General features: G+C 54.7%; 19 protein-coding genes, 3 tRNA genes, 1 other RNA gene and 1 pseudogene. 13 read left to right on the top strand and 11 right to left on the bottom strand.

Annotated features, from left to right (window positions below; all coding sequences use genetic code 11):
• Positions 1 to 68: 68 nt before the first annotated feature.
• The 7 genes from COMA2_RS08200 to COMA2_RS08170 form a co-directional block, all read right to left on the bottom strand.
• On the bottom strand, positions 69 to 1,448 hold the full coding sequence (locus COMA2_RS08200) for a sigma-54-dependent transcriptional regulator (protein WP_090896393.1): 1,380 nt from the start codon (positions 1,446 to 1,448) through the stop codon (positions 69 to 71).
• A 274-nt stretch (positions 1,449 to 1,722) separates the two neighbouring features.
• Positions 1,723 to 2,172 (bottom strand): PilZ domain-containing protein, encoded by a 450-nt coding sequence (locus COMA2_RS08195; protein ID WP_175304463.1) that lies wholly within the window; start codon positions 2,170 to 2,172, stop codon positions 1,723 to 1,725.
• A 106-nt stretch (positions 2,173 to 2,278) separates the two neighbouring features.
• A complete protein-coding gene (locus COMA2_RS08190) occupies positions 2,279 to 2,806 on the bottom strand; it encodes a PilZ domain-containing protein (protein WP_090896387.1) in 528 nt (175 codons plus the stop codon).
• A 180-nt stretch (positions 2,807 to 2,986) separates the two neighbouring features.
• Positions 2,987 to 4,243: an ATP-dependent Clp protease ATP-binding subunit ClpX gene (gene clpX, locus COMA2_RS08185; RefSeq protein ID WP_090896383.1), complete on the bottom strand. Its 1,257-nt coding sequence runs from the start codon at positions 4,241 to 4,243 to the stop codon at positions 2,987 to 2,989.
• A gap of 13 nt (positions 4,244 to 4,256) precedes the next feature.
• The gene (gene clpP, locus COMA2_RS08180) at positions 4,257 to 4,883 is read right to left on the bottom strand and encodes an ATP-dependent Clp endopeptidase proteolytic subunit ClpP (protein ID WP_090896380.1); all 627 of its coding nucleotides are present in this window, start codon (positions 4,881 to 4,883) and stop codon (positions 4,257 to 4,259) included.
• A 49-nt stretch (positions 4,884 to 4,932) separates the two neighbouring features.
• The gene (tig, locus tag COMA2_RS08175) at positions 4,933 to 6,249 is read right to left on the bottom strand and encodes a trigger factor (protein WP_090896377.1); all 1,317 of its coding nucleotides are present in this window, start codon (positions 6,247 to 6,249) and stop codon (positions 4,933 to 4,935) included.
• A gap of 39 nt (positions 6,250 to 6,288) precedes the next feature.
• Positions 6,289 to 6,371 (bottom strand) — tRNA-Leu (locus tag COMA2_RS08170).
• 379 nt (positions 6,372 to 6,750) lie between these two features.
• Here COMA2_RS08170 and COMA2_RS08165 point away from each other — a divergent pair.
• The 6 genes from COMA2_RS08165 to COMA2_RS08140 all read left to right on the top strand — a co-directional run bounded on the left by COMA2_RS08165 (position 6,751) and on the right by COMA2_RS08140 (position 10,367).
• Positions 6,751 to 6,840, top strand: a tRNA-Ser gene (locus COMA2_RS08165).
• Positions 6,841 to 6,944: 104 nt separating this feature from the next.
• Positions 6,945 to 7,044: signal recognition particle sRNA small type (gene ffs, locus COMA2_RS08160), an RNA gene on the top strand.
• 74 nt (positions 7,045 to 7,118) lie between these two features.
• Positions 7,119 to 8,912 carry a DNA polymerase III subunit gamma/tau gene (gene dnaX / locus COMA2_RS08155; protein ID WP_090896374.1) on the top strand — a complete coding sequence of 598 codons (1,794 nt, stop codon included), beginning with the start codon at positions 7,119 to 7,121 and terminating at the stop codon, positions 8,910 to 8,912.
• A complete protein-coding gene (locus COMA2_RS08150; protein ID WP_090896372.1) occupies positions 8,909 to 9,232 on the top strand; it encodes a YbaB/EbfC family nucleoid-associated protein in 324 nt (107 codons plus the stop codon). Before dnaX ends, COMA2_RS08150 begins: the two co-directional genes overlap by 4 nt.
• Before the next feature lie 2 nt (positions 9,233 to 9,234).
• On the top strand, positions 9,235 to 9,837 hold the full coding sequence (gene recR, locus COMA2_RS08145; protein ID WP_090896369.1) for a recombination mediator RecR: 603 nt from the start codon (positions 9,235 to 9,237) through the stop codon (positions 9,835 to 9,837).
• 86 nt (positions 9,838 to 9,923) lie between these two features.
• Positions 9,924 to 10,367 carry a TraR/DksA family transcriptional regulator gene (locus COMA2_RS08140; protein WP_090896366.1) on the top strand — a complete coding sequence of 148 codons (444 nt, stop codon included), beginning with the start codon at positions 9,924 to 9,926 and terminating at the stop codon, positions 10,365 to 10,367.
• 56 nt (positions 10,368 to 10,423) lie between these two features.
• Here the strand turns inward: COMA2_RS08140 and COMA2_RS08135 are convergent, their stop codons facing one another.
• The 3 genes from COMA2_RS08135 to COMA2_RS08125 all read right to left on the bottom strand — a co-directional run bounded on the left by COMA2_RS08135 (position 10,424) and on the right by COMA2_RS08125 (position 12,284).
• Entirely contained in the window at positions 10,424 to 11,572 is a 1,149-nt protein-coding gene (locus tag COMA2_RS08135; protein ID WP_090896365.1) for a tetratricopeptide repeat protein, read from the bottom strand.
• Positions 11,573 to 11,697: 125 nt separating this feature from the next.
• Positions 11,698 to 12,039 carry a hypothetical protein gene (locus tag COMA2_RS08130; protein WP_090896362.1) on the bottom strand — a complete coding sequence of 114 codons (342 nt, stop codon included), beginning with the start codon at positions 12,037 to 12,039 and terminating at the stop codon, positions 11,698 to 11,700.
• A gap of 170 nt (positions 12,040 to 12,209) precedes the next feature.
• Positions 12,210 to 12,284: transfer RNA gene (locus COMA2_RS08125), tRNA-Val, on the bottom strand.
• Positions 12,285 to 12,398: 114 nt separating this feature from the next.
• On the opposite strand from COMA2_RS08125, the gene trmFO reads away from it, so the two are divergent.
• The 7 genes and pseudogenes from trmFO to COMA2_RS20720 all read left to right on the top strand — a co-directional run.
• Positions 12,399 to 13,715: a methylenetetrahydrofolate--tRNA-(uracil(54)-C(5))-methyltransferase (FADH(2)-oxidizing) TrmFO gene (gene trmFO / locus COMA2_RS08120; protein WP_090896361.1), complete on the top strand. Its 1,317-nt coding sequence runs from the start codon at positions 12,399 to 12,401 to the stop codon at positions 13,713 to 13,715.
• Positions 13,688 to 14,629: a tyrosine recombinase XerC gene (gene xerC, locus COMA2_RS08115; protein ID WP_090896359.1), complete on the top strand. Its 942-nt coding sequence runs from the start codon at positions 13,688 to 13,690 to the stop codon at positions 14,627 to 14,629. Before trmFO ends, xerC begins: the two co-directional genes overlap by 28 nt.
• The gene (gene hslV / locus COMA2_RS08110) at positions 14,626 to 15,162 is read left to right on the top strand and encodes an ATP-dependent protease subunit HslV (RefSeq protein WP_090896357.1); all 537 of its coding nucleotides are present in this window, start codon (positions 14,626 to 14,628) and stop codon (positions 15,160 to 15,162) included. Before xerC ends, hslV begins: the two co-directional genes overlap by 4 nt.
• A 9-nt stretch (positions 15,163 to 15,171) precedes the next feature.
• Positions 15,172 to 16,569: an ATP-dependent protease ATPase subunit HslU gene (gene hslU / locus COMA2_RS08105; protein ID WP_090896355.1), complete on the top strand. Its 1,398-nt coding sequence runs from the start codon at positions 15,172 to 15,174 to the stop codon at positions 16,567 to 16,569.
• 29 nt (positions 16,570 to 16,598) lie between these two features.
• On the top strand, positions 16,599 to 17,495 hold the full coding sequence (argB, locus tag COMA2_RS08100) for an acetylglutamate kinase (protein WP_090896353.1): 897 nt from the start codon (positions 16,599 to 16,601) through the stop codon (positions 17,493 to 17,495).
• A 17-nt stretch (positions 17,496 to 17,512) separates the two neighbouring features.
• The gene (locus tag COMA2_RS08095; RefSeq protein ID WP_090896350.1) at positions 17,513 to 18,379 is read left to right on the top strand and encodes a M28 family peptidase; all 867 of its coding nucleotides are present in this window, start codon (positions 17,513 to 17,515) and stop codon (positions 18,377 to 18,379) included.
• 263 nt (positions 18,380 to 18,642) lie between these two features.
• Positions 18,643 to 18,930 (top strand): annotated as a pseudogene (locus tag COMA2_RS20720) (nuclease-related domain-containing protein); the annotation flags it as partial.
• 952 nt (positions 18,931 to 19,882) lie between these two features.
• Here the strand turns inward: COMA2_RS20720 and COMA2_RS19755 are convergent.
• Positions 19,883 to 19,979, bottom strand: a 97-nt coding sequence (locus COMA2_RS19755) for an IS3 family transposase (protein WP_139076923.1), incomplete at its 5' end; no start/stop codon positions are given.

Below are 19,979 nucleotides of genomic sequence, written 5' to 3'. Positions count from 1 at the left end.
GTGATCGATCTCGGCCTGGAGCGGGAGTGTCAGTTCACAATCTTGCCGCGATGATCAGAACGTGGCAATTATTCCTCTGGATGAGGCTTGCCCTCGATTTCGGCGAGCTTACGATACAGGGTCTTGCGATCGATGCCAAGAGCATGAGCGGCCTGATACTTGTTACCGCCGGTCTTTTCGAGGATCTTTTTAATGTACTCTTTTTCAAGCTCATGCAGGGGCAACACCTGCTCGGCCGCTTCGTCCAAGACACGCCGATCGCCGCGTGCCCCTTGCACCGGCGCGGGCAGATCATCGGGCGAGATCTTCTCCCCCCGGCTGAGCGTCACAGCCCGTTCGATGACATTCTCCAGTTCACGCACGTTCCCGGGCCAGGCATAGTCCATCAACATCGCCAATGTGGCCTCGCTGACACCCTTGACTTCCTTCCCTCGGGTCTCGCCGCACTTCTTGAGAAAGGCTTCTACCAGGAGCGGAATATCTTCGCGTCGTTCCCGCAACGGCGGCAACTTCAGCTCAATGACGTTGAGTCGGTAGTACAAATCTTCTCGAAAACGTTTGTTTTTAACCTCCTCATTGAGATTCAGATTGGTGGCTGCGATGATGCGCACATCCACCGAGATCGGCTTGTTCGCTCCCACTCGCCGGATTTCCTTTTCCTGAATCGCCCGAAGAATTTTGGCCTGAAGCATGAGCGGCAGCTCACTGATCTCGTCGAGAAACAACGTGCCTTTCTGCGCTTCTTCAAACAACCCCCGCTTATCCATCTTCGCATCGGTAAAGGCGCCTCGCATATGCCCGAACAGTTCACTCTCCAAGAGTTGCTCCGGAATCGCCGCGCAGTTGACCGGAATAAAGGGAGCGTCCTTTCTGTCGCTGTTGTAGTGAATGGCTTTGGCGACCAATTCTTTGCCCGTCCCGCTTTCTCCCGTGATCAGGACGTTGGTCGGACTATCAGCTACCCGGCGAATCAAATCGAACACCGCCTGGATCGCTTTGCTCTTACCTAAGATGTGATGAAAACTGTATTCCTTGTGGACTTCTTTTCTAAGCCGTCTGACCTCTCGCCGGAGCGCCGCTTCTCTGATCACCCGTTCGACCACGCGGATCAGCTCGTCTTTCTTGACCGGCTTGGTGAGGTAATCGCTCGCCCCGTGTTTCATCGCTTCGACCGCCGTTTCGACCGATCCAAAGGCGGTCATGAGAATCACGTTGATTTCCGGATGGTCTCGTTTGATCTGGGTCAGCAATTCAAGCCCCTGCATCCCCTTCATGCGAAGATCCGTGAGGACGACCGCATAGTCTTCTTCGGTCAATCGTTTCAGAGCTTCCTCTCCGCTTCCAGCCATCGTGACCTGATGACCACGATCTTTCAGCATGTCGTAGGCCAATTCCCGCATGTCTGCATCATCATCGACGACGAGGATCGCGCCCCATTCTTCGGTCATGAGATTCTCCCCCAAGCAAGGTACAACGCTTCGCCTGCCCCAAAGTGCGACAAGCGAACCAGGCTGCCTGGCGCATTATGCATCAATTTGCCCCTGTTTAGTGCGTCGGACCTATGGGTTTGCAAAGGCAGGACCACAAAAGAGGAGGATGGTGACGGGGCAGTGAAGGACTGAGCGAGCCAGCCGAGACTCGAACCCTGAAAAAATGGTAGCCGGTGCCGGTTAGAATGACGGGCTGGACGTTACATGCTGATCAGAACGCGCTCGCTCACACTCAGGAGGCGTTTCGATTGCGATTCAGGGCCTCAACCAGTCCGATCAATTCCTCTTGTACCGTCTTATCCAACTCCACAAACTGGATGCCCATGCCTGGGAACAGCAGGTATCGCTCCGGCTTGTTGCGGACCCAGGCGACCTTCGCCTTCGCTTTCAGCTTGTCCCATGGCCGATCTGGAAGGGCAAATTCAACCGTCAACTCGGTGCCAGGACTGAGAGGAGCGCCACTTTCGATAAAAAGCCCGCCGCCGCCGATTCCTCCGGTTAAACTATCGAATTGTTTTCCTTCCGGTGTGGTATATCGGATCTTCAGAGCGAGAGGCGCGCGGGGCTGCGTGCGACAATGGGCAAACCGGCCGTCTTCCCCACTGATAACCACCTGCTCGATAATGGCACCCCACGACATGGTGCCCAACAACTGGCCAGAGGAGTCGTATACGTTGATCATCTCTCGCCCAGAATCAATACTGAGAGATTTTCCTTGATGCCCCGTAGTGGAAACGACAGGAAACGTCATACATCCCTTTTCCGGATAGTGTAAACCAGGAGCGGAATTATGCTGCGTGTCCCATGTTCTGGGTTGATTTCACTAACTCATGGATTCGATCGCGGACATTCTCCGCTATTTCAGTGAATCGTATCCCCATTCCAGGACTGAATGTGTATTGATCAGCTTTCGGACAAACCCAGGCGACAGTTCCTTTTGCCGGCATCCATTCCTCGGATTTCTCCGGAAACGAGAACTCCATTGCCAATCGGGTCCCTACAGGAAGAGGGGACTGGCTTTCGATAAATAGTCCTCCACCGCCAATACCACCTGCCCGACTTTCACATCGAAGTCCTTCTGGGCTGTTGTACCGCACCCGGAACGCGAGCGAAATCCGCGGCTCCGACCGGACTTCTTTATGAACACCCACAACATCCACCTTGCGGTAAGCAAGTATTTGATCAATAACAAAATCCCAGGACAGGGAGCCGATTGTCTCCCCCTTCACACCCAACAAGACGACCATTTCACGGGCCGCGTCTAGTTCAATGACTTTGCCTTTATGACGAAGACTCAAAGAAACAGGGTATTTCACAGCCCCTCCATCCGAAATACGTACGAGGCAAGTATAGCGCGGCGTTTCTAATTGTCGAGCAAGATGAGGGGCTTACGAAAGGAGAGAGAAGGCTAACTGGCCAACGGGGGAATATCAATTCTTCCCCATCTACGAGTTGTTAGCTAGAGTTATAGATCAATAACAGAACTTTATCAGTTGTTATGCGGTCTTAGCGTCTTTTTCCTGCTCAAATATACGCAGCGGTGGGTTTTTACCCACAATTGCATCTTCCGTAATGACGACCTCTACGATCTGTTTCTGAGAGGGGGCATCATACATGACGTCAAGCATCACTTCCTCCAGGATCGCCCGAAGGCCTCTGGCCCCAGTCTTCTGCGCATAGGCTTTACGCGCGAGCGCCCCTAATGCCGCTTCGGTGAACCGGAGTTTGACTTTTTCGAACGATAACAGCTTTTCGTATTGCTTGGTCAATGCATTGCGTGGTTCGGTAAGGATGCGGATCAAGGCTCGCTCGTCCAACTCCTCTAACGTGGCCACGACGGGCAACCGTCCCACGAATTCCGGTATCAGACCGTACTTCAAGAAATCCTCGGGTTGAACCTTAGCCAGCAGATCACCCAAGCGAATGTCGCTTCTTCCGCGGATTTCAGCTCCGAATCCCATGGCTTTTCGATTCAGACGCTGTTCAACGATCTGTTCCAAACCGACAAACGCTCCCCCACAGATGAATAAAATGTTGCTGGTATTAACTTGAATAAATTCTTGATGTGGATGTTTTCTCCCCCCTTGCGGCGGGACATTCGCGACCGTGCCTTCGATCAATTTCAGCAAGGCTTGTTGAACACCTTCGCCGGATACGTCCCGTGTAATAGAAGGGCTGTCGCTTTTCCGACTGATCTTGTCGATTTCATCGATGTACACAATTCCGCGCTCCGCTCGTTCCACGTCGTAATCCGCCGCTTGCAGGAGCTTCAGAATGATGTTCTCGACATCTTCACCCACATAACCGGCTTCGGTCAGCGTCGTCGCATCTGCGAGAGTAAAAGGGACGTCCAGATACTTGGCCAAGGTCTGGGCCAAGAGGGTCTTCCCCGTGCCGGTCGGGCCGACCATGAGGATATTGCCCTTTTGGAGCTCGATATCATCGACCTCTTTTTCCTTTGACGAGATGCGCTTGTAATGATTGTGCACGGCCACTGAGAGAATACGTTTAGCCCGCTCCTGCCCGATGACATATTGATCGAGGTGATGTTTGATCTCCGCCGGTTTCTTGAGTTTCGACGAAATTTCTTCTTTGGCTTCTTCCCAGTCCTCCGCAATGATGTCATTGCAAAGATTGACGCACTCATCACAGATATACACCGTCGGCCCGGCGATCAGTTTTCTCACCTCATCACGGCTTTTTCCACAGAAAGAACAGCGCAAGTGTCGATCCATCTTTTCCTGCTTGGCCATGCACCCTCCTGCGTTACTTACCTTTGATCCCGTCGCCGGATTCCACTGCTTTCATGAGTTTGGGTGGTCGTGTGATGACCTCGTCTATGAGGCCGTACCGCTTCGCTTCTTCGCCTGACATGAAATAGTCCCGCTCCGTGTCATGGGCGATTTTCTCAATCTGCTGCCCTGTGTGCTTAGCCATGATTTCATTGAGCCGTTCGCGAATCTTGAGAATTTCCCGGGCATGAATGTCTATCTCCGTCGCCTGTCCTTGGAACCCGCCCAATGGCTGGTGGATCATCACCCGAGCATTGGGCAGGGAAAACCGCTTGCCTTTTGTTCCGGCGGTCAAGAGGAGCGCTCCCATGCTGGCAGCCTGACCGAGGCAGATGGTGTTGATCGGGGGTTTCACATATTGCATGGTGTCGTAGATGCCCAATCCGGCTGTCACGCTGCCTCCCGGCGAATTGACGTAGAGATTAATGTCTTTCTCCGGATCTTCCGCTTCAAGAAAGAGGAGCTGCGCAATCACCAAGTTGGCGAACACATCGTCGATCGGAGCTCCAAGGAAAATGATGCGGTCTTTGAGAAGGCGTGAGTAGATATCATAGGCGCGTTCGCCTCGATTGGTTTGTTCGACTACGATCGGAACCAACATAGTGCGCAATTCCTTTCCTGGGAAATTCCGGCTTCAACGATCGCCGCGCTTACCCCTGAATGACTGCTTGACGATAGACAGCATCCAGCGCCTTGTCAGCCAATATCCTTGCACGCAATTCCTCAATGGAGTCCTGACCACCCGCCTGGATCATTTTTACGAGATCGGCCACCGGCACTCTGAGCTCTGTGGCCAGTCGGGTCACTTCATGGTTCAGATCGTCCTGGCTCACCGACAAGCCTTCCTTCTCAGCGATAGCCTCAAGAATCAATCCCGCTTTCACACGACGATTGGCTTCCTCACGATTCTCTTCACGAATCTTCTTCAGGTCTTCCGCATCTGGCGCAGGAAGAGAATCCGTGACTTTGCCACGCTGGCGTGCTTGTAATGTCTGCCGCACTATCGTACTGAGCTCTCGCTCCACAAGTGTATCAGGGAGATCAAAATGATGGGTCTCAATGAGGCGTTTGAGGAGGGTATCCTTGTAGGACTCCTCAATGTCCCTCCTGAGCGACTTTTCCATTTGGCCACGCAACTTGTCCCTTAACTCGTGGAGCGACTCGTACGGTCCGCAGTCCTTGGCGAACTCATCGTCAAGAGTGGGAAGTTTCTTTTGTTTGACTCCCTTTATGACGAGGCGAAACCCGACAGCTTTTCCCGCGACTCGTTGATCCGGATGGCTCACCGGATAGGTCTGAGGAATTTCTACCGTATCCCCCGCCTGTCTTCCGATCAAATGAGCATCGATTTCAATCCCCAGCAGGGCGGCTTTCGATCCTACCTTATGGAGCTGGCCTTCCTTCTTTGTGCCTTCAAGAGGAGCGCCATCCAGAAATCCTTCAAGATCGACGATGGCATAATCTCCTTCGGACAAAACCGTACCGGCTTGAGCCTCGTCCAGCCGAGCGTGTTGTTCACGCAATACCTCAAGGGCACGGTCTACCTGCTCTTCCGCAACCGTACGCTTGTCGGCCTGGAGTGAAATGGGATTTGGAGACTTGTAGTCGCGAAGTTCGATCGTAGGTTTGATTTCGACGGTCGCCGTGAACGTAAATGGGGAGTCCTTTTTTATTTTGACCCGATCCAGCGGCGGAATGTCCACCACGACTGGGCTGATCCCGGCCTGTTTGATGGCTCGATCATAGAAATCTGGCACGAGCTTTCGGATCACATCTTCTTCGACTGTTTTGGCATAACGCTTTTCTAAAATAGCCAACGGGGCTTTCCCTGGTCGAAACCCTGGAATCTGAACCTGACGGTTGAGCTCCAAATACGCTCGTGAAAATTGTTGTGTCACCTCATCGGCCGGCACTTCAATTTTCAAGGCGCGTTTCATCGGTCCTAACTCGGTCACTTCCATTTTCATCGTTGAAATGGGACTCCTACTCCAAAGGGTTCGCAGTAATGGTGCGAGAGGGGGGACTTGAACCCCCACGGTTGCCCACGAGATCCTAAGTCTCGCGCGTCTGCCAGTTCCGCCACTCTCGCACAGTGGGGATGTCTGCGGAGCTATTATTATAGTGACCGAGACTGCAAAAACACGCGATGTTGTATAGCGTTGTACCGTTGGGCACCTGTAATGTCAACCCATACGACCGAGGACACCTTCCTCCTAAGTATGCATGGTCCAGCTTGGCTATTTACTGATCTCGTCTGTCGCCGTTACCCACCGAAAACTTCCACCCAGGGGACGGGGAATACACGCATCGTGTGCGCAAGAATGAGTTTGCGGCCGTGGTCCTGCCGAATGGGAAGTTTGGTACGAACGCCGATTGGTTCCCGGCTTACTATCCTGACCGACACCCTGCTCACCTTGCCGGTCATGAACACGCATGCTAAGATGCTGTCCCTTTACACTTCTCGATGCGGAGAGGTGCGAGAGTGGACGAATCGACATGCTTGGAAAGCATGCGTCCCGGTAACGGGACCGTGGGTTCGAATCCCACCCTCTCCGCCATACCGCATTTCGTGTGTACCGCCTGCTTTTTCTCGCTGTATCGTGATTTCTGCGGGCGGATAGACACCTGAAGCTTGGGCTGGAGGGTTTCGATCGAGAATAGGGGCTGGGCCCTGTGCAATAGAACCCTGTGAACCCCGCCAGATCCGGAAGGAAGCAACGGTAAGCAGTCAGTTTTATGTGCCGCAGGATCACCTAGCCCCACTCTTTGAGGAAGTATCTCGTGAAGCATCAGAAATACTGACGAGATACGTTTCACGCATAACGAACGACGCAGCATGGACTATCAAGTTTCCGCTCGTAAATATCGGCCCGGCACGTTTGACGATGTGATCGGTCAACCCCATGTCGTCCAAACGCTCATGAACGCGGTCTCGACGAAGCGGGTCGCCCATGCGTATCTCTTTTCCGGCACGCGAGGCGTGGGGAAAACGACCGTCGCGCGAATCCTCGCCAAGGCACTCAACTGTCAGCAGGGACCGACAAGTCGTCCTTGCGACACCTGCGAAAATTGCCGTGAAATTGCGCAGGGAAGCTCGGTTGATGTCATCGAGATCGATGGAGCCTCTAACACCAGCGTGGATGATGTGCGAGAGATCCGCGAAAACGTTCGCTTCACTCCGTTCCGTGGCCAGTTTCGAGTCTACATTATCGATGAAGTGCACATGCTCTCAAACTCGGCGTTTAATGCTCTATTGAAGACGCTCGAAGAACCGCCCGCACATGTGGTGTTCATCTTTGCGACAACGGAAATTCACAAGATCCCCGCGACGATTCTCTCGCGATGCCAGCATTACAACTTCCGTCGGATTGCCAGGACCGAAATCGTCGAACGACTTCGTCATGTGGCAGCGCAAGATCACTTGACGCTTGAGGAACGGAGCTTCGTGGCCTTGGCTCGCGCCAGCGAAGGGAGCATGCGCGATGCCTTGAGCCTGCTTGATCAGGCGATTGCCTATGGGGGTAAGACCATCAGCCATGCGGATCTCGAACTGCTGTTGGGAGCCGTGCCTCAAGAACTGGTACAGGAACTCCTCCGAGCTATTATGGCCCAAAACAGTCCTGCCGCTCTTGCCAGCCTGGCCAATCTGCTTGATCGAGGACATGACTTGCGGGCATTCTGCGCCGAAGTCGTGGAGCACATCCGTAATCTGCTCGTGGCGGCGGTCGTTCCCGATACGGCCGAGCTGCGTAGCTTGATTGAAACCTCGGATGATGATCTGAATCAGCTGTCGACGGATGCCAAGGTACTGACTCCGGAACAGCTTCAGGAACTGCTGGCAATCTTCATCCAGGCGGAAGATTCTTTACGGTTCAGCAGCCACCCTCGCTTCGTGGTGGAGACGGCGGCTGTTCGGGCCACTCGACTGTTGCGCCAACGAGAAAGTACGGGGGCCCGCCCGGCGCAGACTTCGTCATCTCCCAACCAGAAAGCTCCGGTTAGACCGGAAGAACGCAAGAGTGGGTCATCAACTCCCCCAGCGTTACGCCCGGGCGCGCCCGTTGCGTCAAGGTCCATCTCTAAACCTGCTCCCACCTCCAAGGGGGAGACAGATGAAGGGGCTGCGATCCCGTCAAGGTCCCCACACAATCCACCGACCGCTATGGCGACAGCCACCCCAACTGCTGTGCCTCCCAGAACCGTTGATCCACAACCGACGTTGCAGTGGGACGTAGTCCAAGAAGAGGTTGCCGCTTCATTTCCCAATATCGCACCGTTTCTCGAAGCCGGCAGGTTTGTTGGAATGGAGGGTGGCTTCGTCACGATAGGATTTGCCAAGCAGGCCACCGTAGCCCGAGCGAGATTGGAGAAGGAAGAGAACCTCCTGGTGTTATCACAATTGTGCGAGCGTCAGTTGGGGTCTTCCATACGTATCCGTATCATCGAGCTGACTGAGACCCATCCACCGGGACCGACCATGGCCCAAGCACGAGCAGCCAAAGAACAAGAACAACGGCTGGTGTTGTTCGAGCGCGCGAAAGCGAACCCAATGATAAAGCAAGCCCTCGAGATATTCAGCGTCGATTTGGCTGAGGTCCGCACTATAGCCCAGCAGGAGGCAAGCGAATGAAAAATCCCTTCGGTAATATGAGCAACATCCTCAAGCAAGCCCAGGCCATGCAGGAACAAATGGCTAAGATTCAGGAGCAAGCGGCATCAAAAACCGCCAGCGGGACGGCCGGCGGCGGGATCGTCACCATCACGGCGAACGGGGCAATGCAGATTGTCAGCGTGGCGATCGACCCGGAGGTCGTCAAGAGCGGCGATGTCGATATGCTCCAGGATCTTGTGGTGGCCGCGACGAACGACGCGTTGCGCAAAGCCAAGGAATTGATGGAAGGGGAAATGAAAGCGTTGACCGGCGGGATGAAAATTCCAGGCCTGTTTTAGCGATGGCCGTCGATCAACAGGGCTTATTGGCGAGATTGATCAAAGAACTGGTCCGTCTCCCAGGAATCGGTCATAAAAGCGCCCAGCGCTTGGCCTTTCATCTCATGAAGGCCGAGCGAGAGGATGCCTTGCGGCTGGCGGATGCCATTCATGCCGTGAAGGATGGGTTGGCGTTTTGCAAACAATGTCGCAATATCGCCGAAGCGGACTTGTGCGAGTTTTGTCTCGATCCGAAACGCGATCGGACCAAGATCTTCGTCGTTGAAGAACCGAGTACGCTGTATGCCGTCGAACGAGCAGGCGCCTATCGTGGGCTCTACCACGTTTTGTTGGGAACGCTTTCGCCGCTCGACGGTATAGGTCCGGGTGACATCAAAGCTGATGAGCTTGTTGAGCGCGTGAAACTCGGCGGGGTTGAGGAAATCATTCTCGCGACGAACCCCACCATTGAAGGAGAGGCTACAGCGATCTATCTGACACGGTTGCTGAAGCCCTTCGGCGTACGTGTTTCCCGAATTGCCTATGGAATTCCAGTGGGGATGGATATTGAGTATGCGGACGAAGTGACATTGCTGAAATCCATCGAGGGCCGCCGGGATTTGTAGTGTGTGTGAACGGCATTCCCGTCCTGATTGACCCCCCTCAGCCAGGTTGGTATAGTTTTTCTCTCTCGCACATAGGATACTGACTTATGAAGACACGTTCTCCCAGTAAACGCCCGCCCAAGCCGCCGAACACAACGGTCTCCCGCCCCTCCGCGAGGAAAGGGAAGACGAGTGCGAAGAGAGCGAAATATCCCGACATCCGGCGTGATCTTGAACGCCAGCGGGAAGCCATCCTTAATGAGACAGGGGAAGTCCTGACACATCGGGGTGACATTGAGGCATTTCCCGACGTGAGCGACCAAGCGTCCGCCGAGGTCGACCAGAATTTTTCCATGCGCATTCGGGATCGCGAACGGAAGCTGCTCAAGAAGATCGATGAAGCCCTGGAGCGGATGAGTGCGGCGACCTATGGAATTTGCGAACGCTGCAGTGGCGACATTCCGTACAAACGGCTCAAAGCCCGGCCGGTAACCACCCTCTGCATCGAATGCAAAACCCTTCAAGAACAAGAAGAGCGAGCTCGAGGCTGAATCCTTTTCTTCACACGAATTGAAAACACCAAAGATAAGTCCGACAGGACGCGGAACTACTGCTTCAAGGCCTTCACCCGTTCCTTAACATATGCCATGCGGGCTTCCTCTTCGGGCATCCCTTCCACAAGGGCCAGGTACGTCTCGTACTCAGAGACAGCGCGTTTAGGGTTCGTGGCTTCACTCGCTTCGGCCAAATTAAACCGGGCCAGGGCATAGTTGGGACGCAGAGTTACTGCCTTTTCAAATAAGCGCAAGCCGGCCGCTGTGTCCCCTAATTTTACCTGGACAGTGCCGAGATTGTTCAGAACTTCCGGGATATTGGGCCTGAGAGCCAGTGACTGCAGTAACTCCGCTTTTGCTTTTTCGAATTGCCCCTTCGCTTGCCACGCGACTCCCAGTTTGTGCCGAGCTTCGGCAAGCCATACCTTGTTCGTGAATCCGGTCGCGATCGCCTTTTGGTACGCATCGGCCGCAATCTCATAGTTCTTGTCCCCGCAGTAGGCAAGCTGGGCAGCTTGACCACGAGCGAATTGCTGCAGCGACGAGAACGGCTCTTTGTCCTCGCTTCCCTGACTCTCCATTGTTTGTCCGGCCATGCCCCTTGCCGGAATGCGAAGCCGATCAAGGAACTCGCGTCGATACGGAGAGAACAGTCGGACATAGGGGTCAATGGTGAACGAGGCCTGGAGTAGGACGGGATGTTCTGGTTGACCGATGAGGAGATACTGCGTCGTACTTTTCTCGTCACCGGTTTCTAGAAGCGCACTGCTCTCCATGTTCGTCCTGGCTTCTAGTTGGGCCACATTCAAGTAAAACTCCACCGACGGTTTCAACTGTGACAGCGTGTGCCGGAGCACAGGATAGGGTTTGAGGTCCAGCCCTTTGGGAAACGTGAACAGGGCTCCGACCAGGACACCATCTTCGTCAAAAAAATACGATTCTTCTCCCTGCGAAGCACTATGCTCCAATGGAATCGTGAGTTCCTGTCCACTTCCCCAGTTCTTCGAGGTGTGGGCGGCTGAGGGATATTTCTTTACGAATTCGGTCTTGCGCTCGCAGAGCGCCGTCGAGGCAAGCAGCGTGAGATCGGTTTTGGACGGAGGAAGCGGGGGCTTGACGGGAGCTGCTGCACCGCCACACCCCATCACAAGGCCCATCACCATAAAGAGGCTGGCCAAAGACACGCACCGGACGAAATTCACCGAGTATTCCCTATACCGCATATAGCAAACAATACACGATTTGAAGGGGTCTTCGCGAAGAGGAAATGAGAAGGCCCGCTCTTCTCAAAGAGCGGGCCTTCATTTTCACGAAAGGATGACCAGAACTATCGGCGTTGGGCATTCACCATATTGTCTTCGGCAGTATAGCCAGAAAGGTAGGCGAATCCACTTGCCAGCGAATAGATCGGGCGATTGATCGCATAATCGAACGCATGGCCGATCGGGTTTGAGACAAATCCAAGCCAACGAAGGGGATGATCGTTGACAGCCGAACCGGCAGCAGGGTCCGAATAGACCAGCGCGGTGCTGTCCAGAATGTTGTAGATACTGGTGGGGGGCGTGTATTCCTTGGTATCGACACTTCCGCCTTGTTGGTGCATCGTGCTGCAACCTGCGGCGACTATCGTCAGCATCACGATGCCGATAACACTCCGTGTTACGTTCATGTAGTACCTCGCTTGGTTCGGTCTCTGTTGTTGCTCACAAACCGGGCATCTCTCACAAGACCATAGAAGTGTAGCCGACATCCTGGATTCTGTCCAAATTTTTGCTTGTTCAGTCGAAAATCACGATCCTGATAGGGGTAATAGGGGAATGCGATTCCAAGCTGGTGGGATGGTGGGCGATACAGGTATCGAACCTGTGGCCTCTTCCGTGTGAAGGAAGCGCTCTACCACTGAGCTAATCGCCCGCCGATCGAGAGTCTAGCACGGGATTTCGGCATGGTTCAACGTTGTCTCTCTCCTTGACTTCACTAAAAGACGGTTTCTAGAATGAGCCCCTTTCACCCCAAGGAATGTCCATTATGAGGGATGACGTCGTCATCATCGGTGGTGGTCTGGCTGGTTCTGAAGCCGCCTGGCAAGCAGCCAATCGTGGCGCGAAGGTCACGCTTTACGAAATGCGCCCGAAGGAGATGACGAAGGCGCACAAGACCGGAAACTTGGCCGAGCTCGTCTGCTCGAACTCACTCGGGTCTCTCGACCCGCTGAACGCGCCCGGCATTTTGAAGGAAGAGATGCGACGGCTCAATTCGCTCATCATCTCCGCTGCGGAGCTGGCCCGTGTGCCGGCTGGATCGGCACTGGCGGTCGATCGTGACCAGTTCTCCCAGCATATTACCCGCGCGCTAGAAGGCCATCCGAATATCAGAATTCTCCACGAAGAAATCAGCGAGATCCCGACGGATTGCCTTTGTATTATTGCAACAGGGCCGCTGACCTCCGATACGCTCTCGCAAGCCATCCGCGCCGCAACCCAATCCCAGCACCTCTATTTTTACGATGCCATCTCGCCGATCGTCGATGCGGACTCCATTAATATGGATGTCGTCTTCCGCGCCTCTCGCTACGACAAGGGCGGAGATGACTATTTGAATTGCCCCATGACGGCAGAACAGTACAATGTCTTTTATGATGCCCTGAAGGCTGCCGAAAAAGTCCAGCCGAAGGAATTTGAAAAGACGCCCTATTTCGAGGCCTGTGTGCCGATCGAAGTGCTGGCCGAACGTGGCCGACAGACGATGCAGTTCGGGCCTATGAAACCAGTGGGCTTGAAAGATCCTCGAACCGGGGTGGAACCGGCGGCCGTTGTGCAATTGCGGACGGAAAATATTCATCGCACCTGTTACAACCTGGTGGGCTTTCAGACCAAACTGACCTATCCGGAACAGAAGCGCGTGTTTCGCATGATCCCTGGCCTTGAGCAAGCGGAGTTCCTCCGGTATGGCAGCTTGCATCGCAACACCTTCATCAATTCCCCCCAGCTCCTGTTGAACACGTTGCAATTCAAGGCTCGCAGCACGCTCTTTTTTGCCGGACAGCTCGTCGGCGTCGAAGGCTACACCGAATCAGCCGCCATGGGAGGCCTGGCCGGCATCAATGCCGCGCGGGCCTTGGCCGATGAACCGCTGATCACGCCTCCCCCCACAAGCGCGCATGGCTGTCTGGTTTCCCATATCGCCTCATCGGACCCGCGCCATTTCCAACCGATGAACACCAACTTCGGCCTGTTCCCTCCCTTGTCGAACACGCCCAAAGACAAAGAGAAGAAGCGTCGCGCCTTGAGCCAGCGAGCCCTTGAGGATTTTGATTCATGGAAGATGCGATCAAAGCTTTCCTAATGCACCTCCAAGTCGAACGCAACGCCTCACAGGAGACCATTCGCAGCTATCGTTCCGACCTTCATCAGCTCGGCGGATTTCTTCGGCGAAAGGAGAAGGAGTCCCCTCACCTTCGAGTTGAGGAAATCACCAGCGACGATATTCGGGCCTACTTGCACAGCTTGGATCACCAAGGCGAGAAGGCTTCATCATTAGCGAGAAAACTGGCGTGCCTGCGAAGTTTTTTTCGCTTTCTTGTTTGTGAGGGACGGCTCCGTAAGAACCCCACGGAAAACCTGAGGAGCCCCAAGCTTCCTAAGCCGCTCCCTCGTGTCTTGACAAAGGACGACGCGGCGGCACTCATGGAGTTTCCGTCGGGGCAGTCGCCCCTCACCTTACGCGACCGTGCCCTGCTGGAAACCATGTATTCGACGGGTGCTCGGGTAAGCGAGGTCGTGGGTATCAATCTCGATGATCTGAACGAGACGGACGGAAGCGTGTGTTTGAGAGGGAAGGGCCGCAAGGAGCGGATGGTTCCGATGGGAGATCTGGCGGTTCAAGCCATTCGAGCGTATCGGAAGTCCTTGAAACCGCCCACCCGCAGCGGTCAACTATCGGCCCCGATGTTCTTGAATCATCGTGGAGGCCGGATCACCACAAGGAGTGTCGCTCGAATGGTTGCTCGATACTCCAGCCGTCTCGTCGGTGGAGCGGTCAGTCCCCACGCCTTGCGGCACTCCTACGCGACTCATCTGCTCGACGAAGGCGCGGATCTCCGGTCGATACAGGAAATGCTCGGTCACGCGTCGCTGAGCACGACGCAAAAGTATACGCATTTGGCGATGGATCAGCTTCTCGCCGTGTACGATAGCGCCCACCCACGAGCACGGGCGGCAGCAAGCCCCTTGTCACGAAAGGACCGGAAATCGTCATGATCATTCGATCGACCACCATCCTCTGTGTCCGGCGCGATGGACGGGTCGCCATGGGCTGTGACGGCCAAGTGACCGTTGGAACCACGGTGATGAAGCACAACGCCAAGAAGCTCCGGCGCCTGCATCATGACCAGATCCTGGCAGGATTTGCCGGCGCCACGGCTGACGCATTCACGCTGTTCGAGAAATTCGAGAGTAAATTGGAAGAATATCGGGGCAATCTCACGAGGGCAGCGGTCGAGCTGGCGAAAGATTGGCGAACCGACCGTGTGCTTCGACGGTTGGAAGCGCTGCTGGCCGTCGCCGGCCGTGACCAGTCGTTCATTATTTCCGGAACCGGCGACGTGGTGGAGCCGGAAGACGGCATTTTGGCCATCGGTTCGGGTGGACCCTACGCCCTGGCGGCTGCCCGGGGGCTGCTCCGCCATTCCCAACTCGAGGCCCCGGTGATCGTCACCGAAGCCATGAACATCGCGGGTTCTATTGACATCTACACCAACCAACAGATTATTGTTGAAGAACTTCGAGGATAACTCACCATCATGAAGCCGCTCACGAACGATGCCGAACCATTGAATCTCAATAGTCTCACCCCGCGTCAGATCGTCGAGGAACTGAATCGCTACGTCATCGGGCAAAAGGACGCGAAGCGCATGGTCGCCATCGCCCTTCGCAACCGCTGGCGCCGCCAGCAGGTGTCTCCCGACCTCCGCGATGAGGTGATGCCGAAGAACATCATCATGATCGGGCCGACCGGCGTGGGCAAAACGGAGATTGCCCGACGGCTCGCCAAGCTGGCCGAAGCCCCCTTCATCAAGGTCGAAGCGTCGAAGTTCACCGAGGTCGGTTACGTCGGGCGTGATGTCGAGTCGATCATTCGAGACTTGACCGAACTGGCCATCAATATGGTCAAGACGCAACGGCTGGCGTCCGTTCAACAAAAGGCGGAACAACAGGGCGAGGAACGATTGCTCGAGCTTCTCCTACCGCCGCCGCCCCCTCGGCCTGGTTTCGTGGACAGCACGAGCGAGCCGGCCGCTCAAGCCCCTCACGATTCCCACGAAGCGACGAGATCGAAACTGCGCCTGCAGCTTCGAGAAGGGAAGCTGGATGAACGAACGGTGGAGATGGAGGTCAAGGAACGAGGCCTTCCCGTCGGCGTGATTTCCAACGTGGGTGGACTCGACGACCTCGAGAGCAATCTCCGAGACATGCTGGGCGGCATGTTCCAAGGCAAGAAAAAAAAGCGGCTCATGAAGGTCCCCGAAGCGCTTAAACATCTGACGCAAGAAGAAGCCCAGAAGTTGATCGATATGGATGACGCCACTCGGGAAGCCATCACCAAGGTGGAACAGACCGGGATTGTGTTCCTCGATGAGATCGACAAAATCGCCGGCCGCGAGCGCAACGCGGGACCGGATGTGTCCCGAGAAGGGGTGCAGCGCGACCTCCTCCCCATCGTGGAAGGCTGCACGGTCACCACCAAACACGGCCCGGTCGTGACAGATCACATTCTCTTCATCGCCGCCGGCGCCTTTCATGTGGCGAAGCCGTCTGATCTGATTCCGGAACTCCAAGGGCGATTTCCGATCCGCGTCGAACTCAGTCCCTTATCGAAAGACGATTTCGTCCGTATTCTCACGGAGCCGAAAGGGGCATTGGTTCGGCAATACCAGGCTCTGCTGGCCACGGAAGGCCTCGCCATCGAGTTCACGAAAGACGGCCTGGAGGAAATCGCCGACGTGGCGGTGCAGGTGAACGAACGGACCGAGAACATCGGTGCGCGCCGCCTCTTTACCATCATGGAGCGATTACTGGAGGATATTTCGTTCGAGGGACCCGACTGGCCCGACAAGCGGATCAGCATCACCGCGGCCAATGTGCGAGATCGATTGAAAGATATCGTGAAGGATCAGGATCTCAGCCGGTATATTTTATAAGGGTCCGGCATTGATGCCGGGAGTTCAGCATGGACAAACTGATCAAGAAAGCCAACGTCCTCATCGAAGCCCTTCCGTACATTCGAACGTTTCGCGGGAAGACGGTAGTCGTCAAATACGGCGGCCATGCGATGACGGACTCTTCCCTTAAGGAACGGTTTGCGCAGAACGTCGTCTTGCTGAAGTATGTCGGGATCAACCCGGTCATCATCCATGGCGGCGGACCCCAAATCGACAAAATGCTCAACCGGCTCGGCATCGAAGCGAAATTCCGTCATGGCGTTCGGATCACCGACGAGGCCACGATGGAAATCGTTGAAATGGTCCTGGCCGGAAAGATCAACATGGAAATTACCGACCTCATCAACCGGCACGGCGGCAGCGCGGTCGGGTTGAGCGGGAAGGACGGAGGATTGATTCTCAGCAAGCCGTTGACGGCGAAAGCCTGGGCGGAAAGCCTCGATCGTGATCTCGACGGAGAAGACGGCGAAGGTGATTTCGGGCTGGTGGGCGATATCGAAAAGGTCGATCCTGGTTTGTTACGAAATCTCCAGGAAGATCACTACATCCCGGTGATCGCGCCCATCGGAACGGACCGGGAGGGCAACACGTACAATATCAACGCCGATCTGGTGGCTGGAGCGGTTGCCGGCGCATTGCGCGCGGAAAAACTCGTCATGATGACGGACACCAAAGGCATCCGCGATGCCAACGGGCGCCATCTCTCCACCGTGTCACGCAAAGACGTGCAGCGCATGATGAAGAAGGGAACCATCACGGAGGGGATGATCCCCAAAGTTCATGCCTGCCTGGACGCGTTGGCCGAGGGAGTCGGGAAAGCCCATATCATCGACGGCCGTATTCCCCACGCCGTGCTGCTTGAAATTTTCACGCACAGGGGTATCGGCACGGAGATCGTGACTTAATCATCCCGCAGACGGACATGCCCGTTGATCGCGATCGACTCAAAGAAGATCTCAACCGCTTGGTTGGAGAGCGGCATCCGTTCTCCTCTCCGATCCGTCTTCAGGAGACAGAAGCCTATCTGCACCACCAATTCTCCGACGTAGACCTCGCCGTCACGAAGCAACCCTTTCAGGCATTGGGCGGCACGTACCATAATGTGATCGGAACAGCGCTTCCTGACACTGGGCCATTTCAATCGGCACCGCCGCTGATTCTCGCCGCGCACTTCGATACGGTTCAAGGGTCTCCCGGCGCCGATGACAACGCCAGCGCCTTGGCAGTGCTGCTACACGTCGCCCGTAGAATCCGAGCGATGAAACTGGCCAGACCGATTCGGCTGATCGCCTTTAATTTAGAAGAAGAGAAGTTGCTCGGCAGCTCCGCTTATACGGCGCTTTTGAGAAAGAATCGTGAAGCCATTCACGGCGCGATCGTTTTGGAATGTGTCGGCTATGCGAGCCATCTACACCACTCGCAGAAAATTCCTCCCGGCGTGCCCATCGCCGTGCCCACGACCGGAAATTTTCTTGCGGTAATCGGCAACAAACAGTCACACGCGTTGACCGGCTCCGTCGCCAAGTCCATGAAGTCGCATCTCCCGATTGTTCCACTGGTCGTGCCGGGCAACGGTGAGAAGCTTCCGGACACCAGACGGAGCGACCATACCTCGTTCTGGGAACAAGGGTATCCCGCCGTCATGCTCACGGATACGGCAAACTTCCGTAATCCTCATTATCATCGTCCAACCGATACTCTCGACACGTTGAATCTTGATTTCATCGCTTCAGTAGCCGACGGGGTCACAGCAGTGGTCATGGCATTGGCCGGTCAGCACATTCCATAGCTTTTGGTCGAACAATTTGGGTAGACTTCTGCCGCCGAACAAGGAGCAATGGCAGGATTATCTATGAAATCAGAGAACATGAAGCCGTTCATTGACTGTCAGGAACTTGTCAGTCGCTTAAACGAAGATGAAGCGGTGTGGCGTCGCAGCGAAGTTCACTGACATGGAAAACTTCTGCAATCCTGGCCCTCTCTCACAAACTTGCTTGATCCTTTCAATTGCCCAACGGGACTCTATCTCGACTGAATAAACGGCATTGCACCATGGCTGTTGCAATCGATGTTTACATCGGCTCTCCGCTGGAACAGCAATCCGAAAGATCATTCCTCAATCAAATCTGCTATGATTTTCGTCAAGTCAATTGCGCTGCCATTATCCTGGCCAATTTTTACCCGCCGACTCATCCGCGTCAGATTGATTTTCTTGTTGTGACGGAAAGATGTGCAGGACTTATCGAGCTAAAGGCATTTAACCAGCCCGTGGAGGGAGGTATTAACGGCGCGTGGGGTTTGGTCCTACCAGATGGGTCGAGAAAAAAGCTTCACTTACCCAATCCGCATGAGCAAATTGTTCAATGCAAGTTTGCGCTCAGTGATGAAGTCCGCAAGCTTTCTGGAAAAGACCCTGAGCAGTGGCTGATACATGGAAATAACCCTTTGTACAAATCCGTAGAAGGAATGGTTTGCATTTATCCTGAGATCCCCACGGGCTCAACTGTTACGCAAGGAGACTTTAGAGCAAAGGTGGTCGGCTACGAGGATTGTTTGAAAATTCTGACTGTTACAGGTTCCCGGTCACCAAACTGGACCAAGAAGCAATGGCAAGCTCTTGTCATGTGTCTCGGGCTGACGAAATGGGACACAGATGGTCAGCTCCGAGACACCACGGTCGATGAAGCTCTTGTGTCGGTTACGAACTATACGGAGCGCTTTTCCGACTTTTGGAAGCCGAGGATTGGAAAACTTGTCCCTCTTACGCTTCGTGGAACAGATCGGACATATAAAGCTACAGAGGTGCTCAGTCTCATTTCAGAGGGAAAGCATTATCAAATCATTGGGCCTTCTGGGACCGGAAAGACGGAGCTACTTTTTCACATCGCCTTACATTCTCTGGCGAACGGCATCGTGACCATCTTCGCGCAAGTGAAACACTATGACGGCGAACTGTCGCATCTTCTCGATGCGAGCGTGTCTTACCTTCATCCCAGTAGCTTTGCTGACTTATTGAAGCGATGCAAGGTCCTCAATAAGCGGACAACCCTCATCGTAGATGCGTTCAACGAATGCCCCCATGATAAGAAAGACAGATTCTTACAGGAGCTCCAATCTTTGGTTCTCAAGGAGCCGCTTCCCGTCATTATCACCGCTCAGAGTCCGCTACAGCTACCGCAGCATCTCAGAGGTGAAACTCTGACTTTTGTTGACCTTTCTTCGGATGAGAGAAGGGCCGTCTTTGAGGTGCACTCGGGTAACTTGATCTTCCCTCGATTTCATGGACACGTGGTTACGCGACTGCTGCCCGCGCTTCATACTCAGCTGGGGAGTGATAGCCGAGGGTTGAGTGCCGACGCTGCCGATTGTAGAACCCCTCGATGTATTCG

Origin of the sequence: Candidatus Nitrospira nitrificans (genome assembly GCF_001458775.1) — a bacterium.
Lineage (GTDB): Bacteria > Nitrospirota > Nitrospiria > Nitrospirales > Nitrospiraceae > Nitrospira_D > Nitrospira_D nitrificans.
Note: the sequence above shows the minus strand (reverse complement) of the source record. Positions and strands in the feature narration are given on the sequence as shown.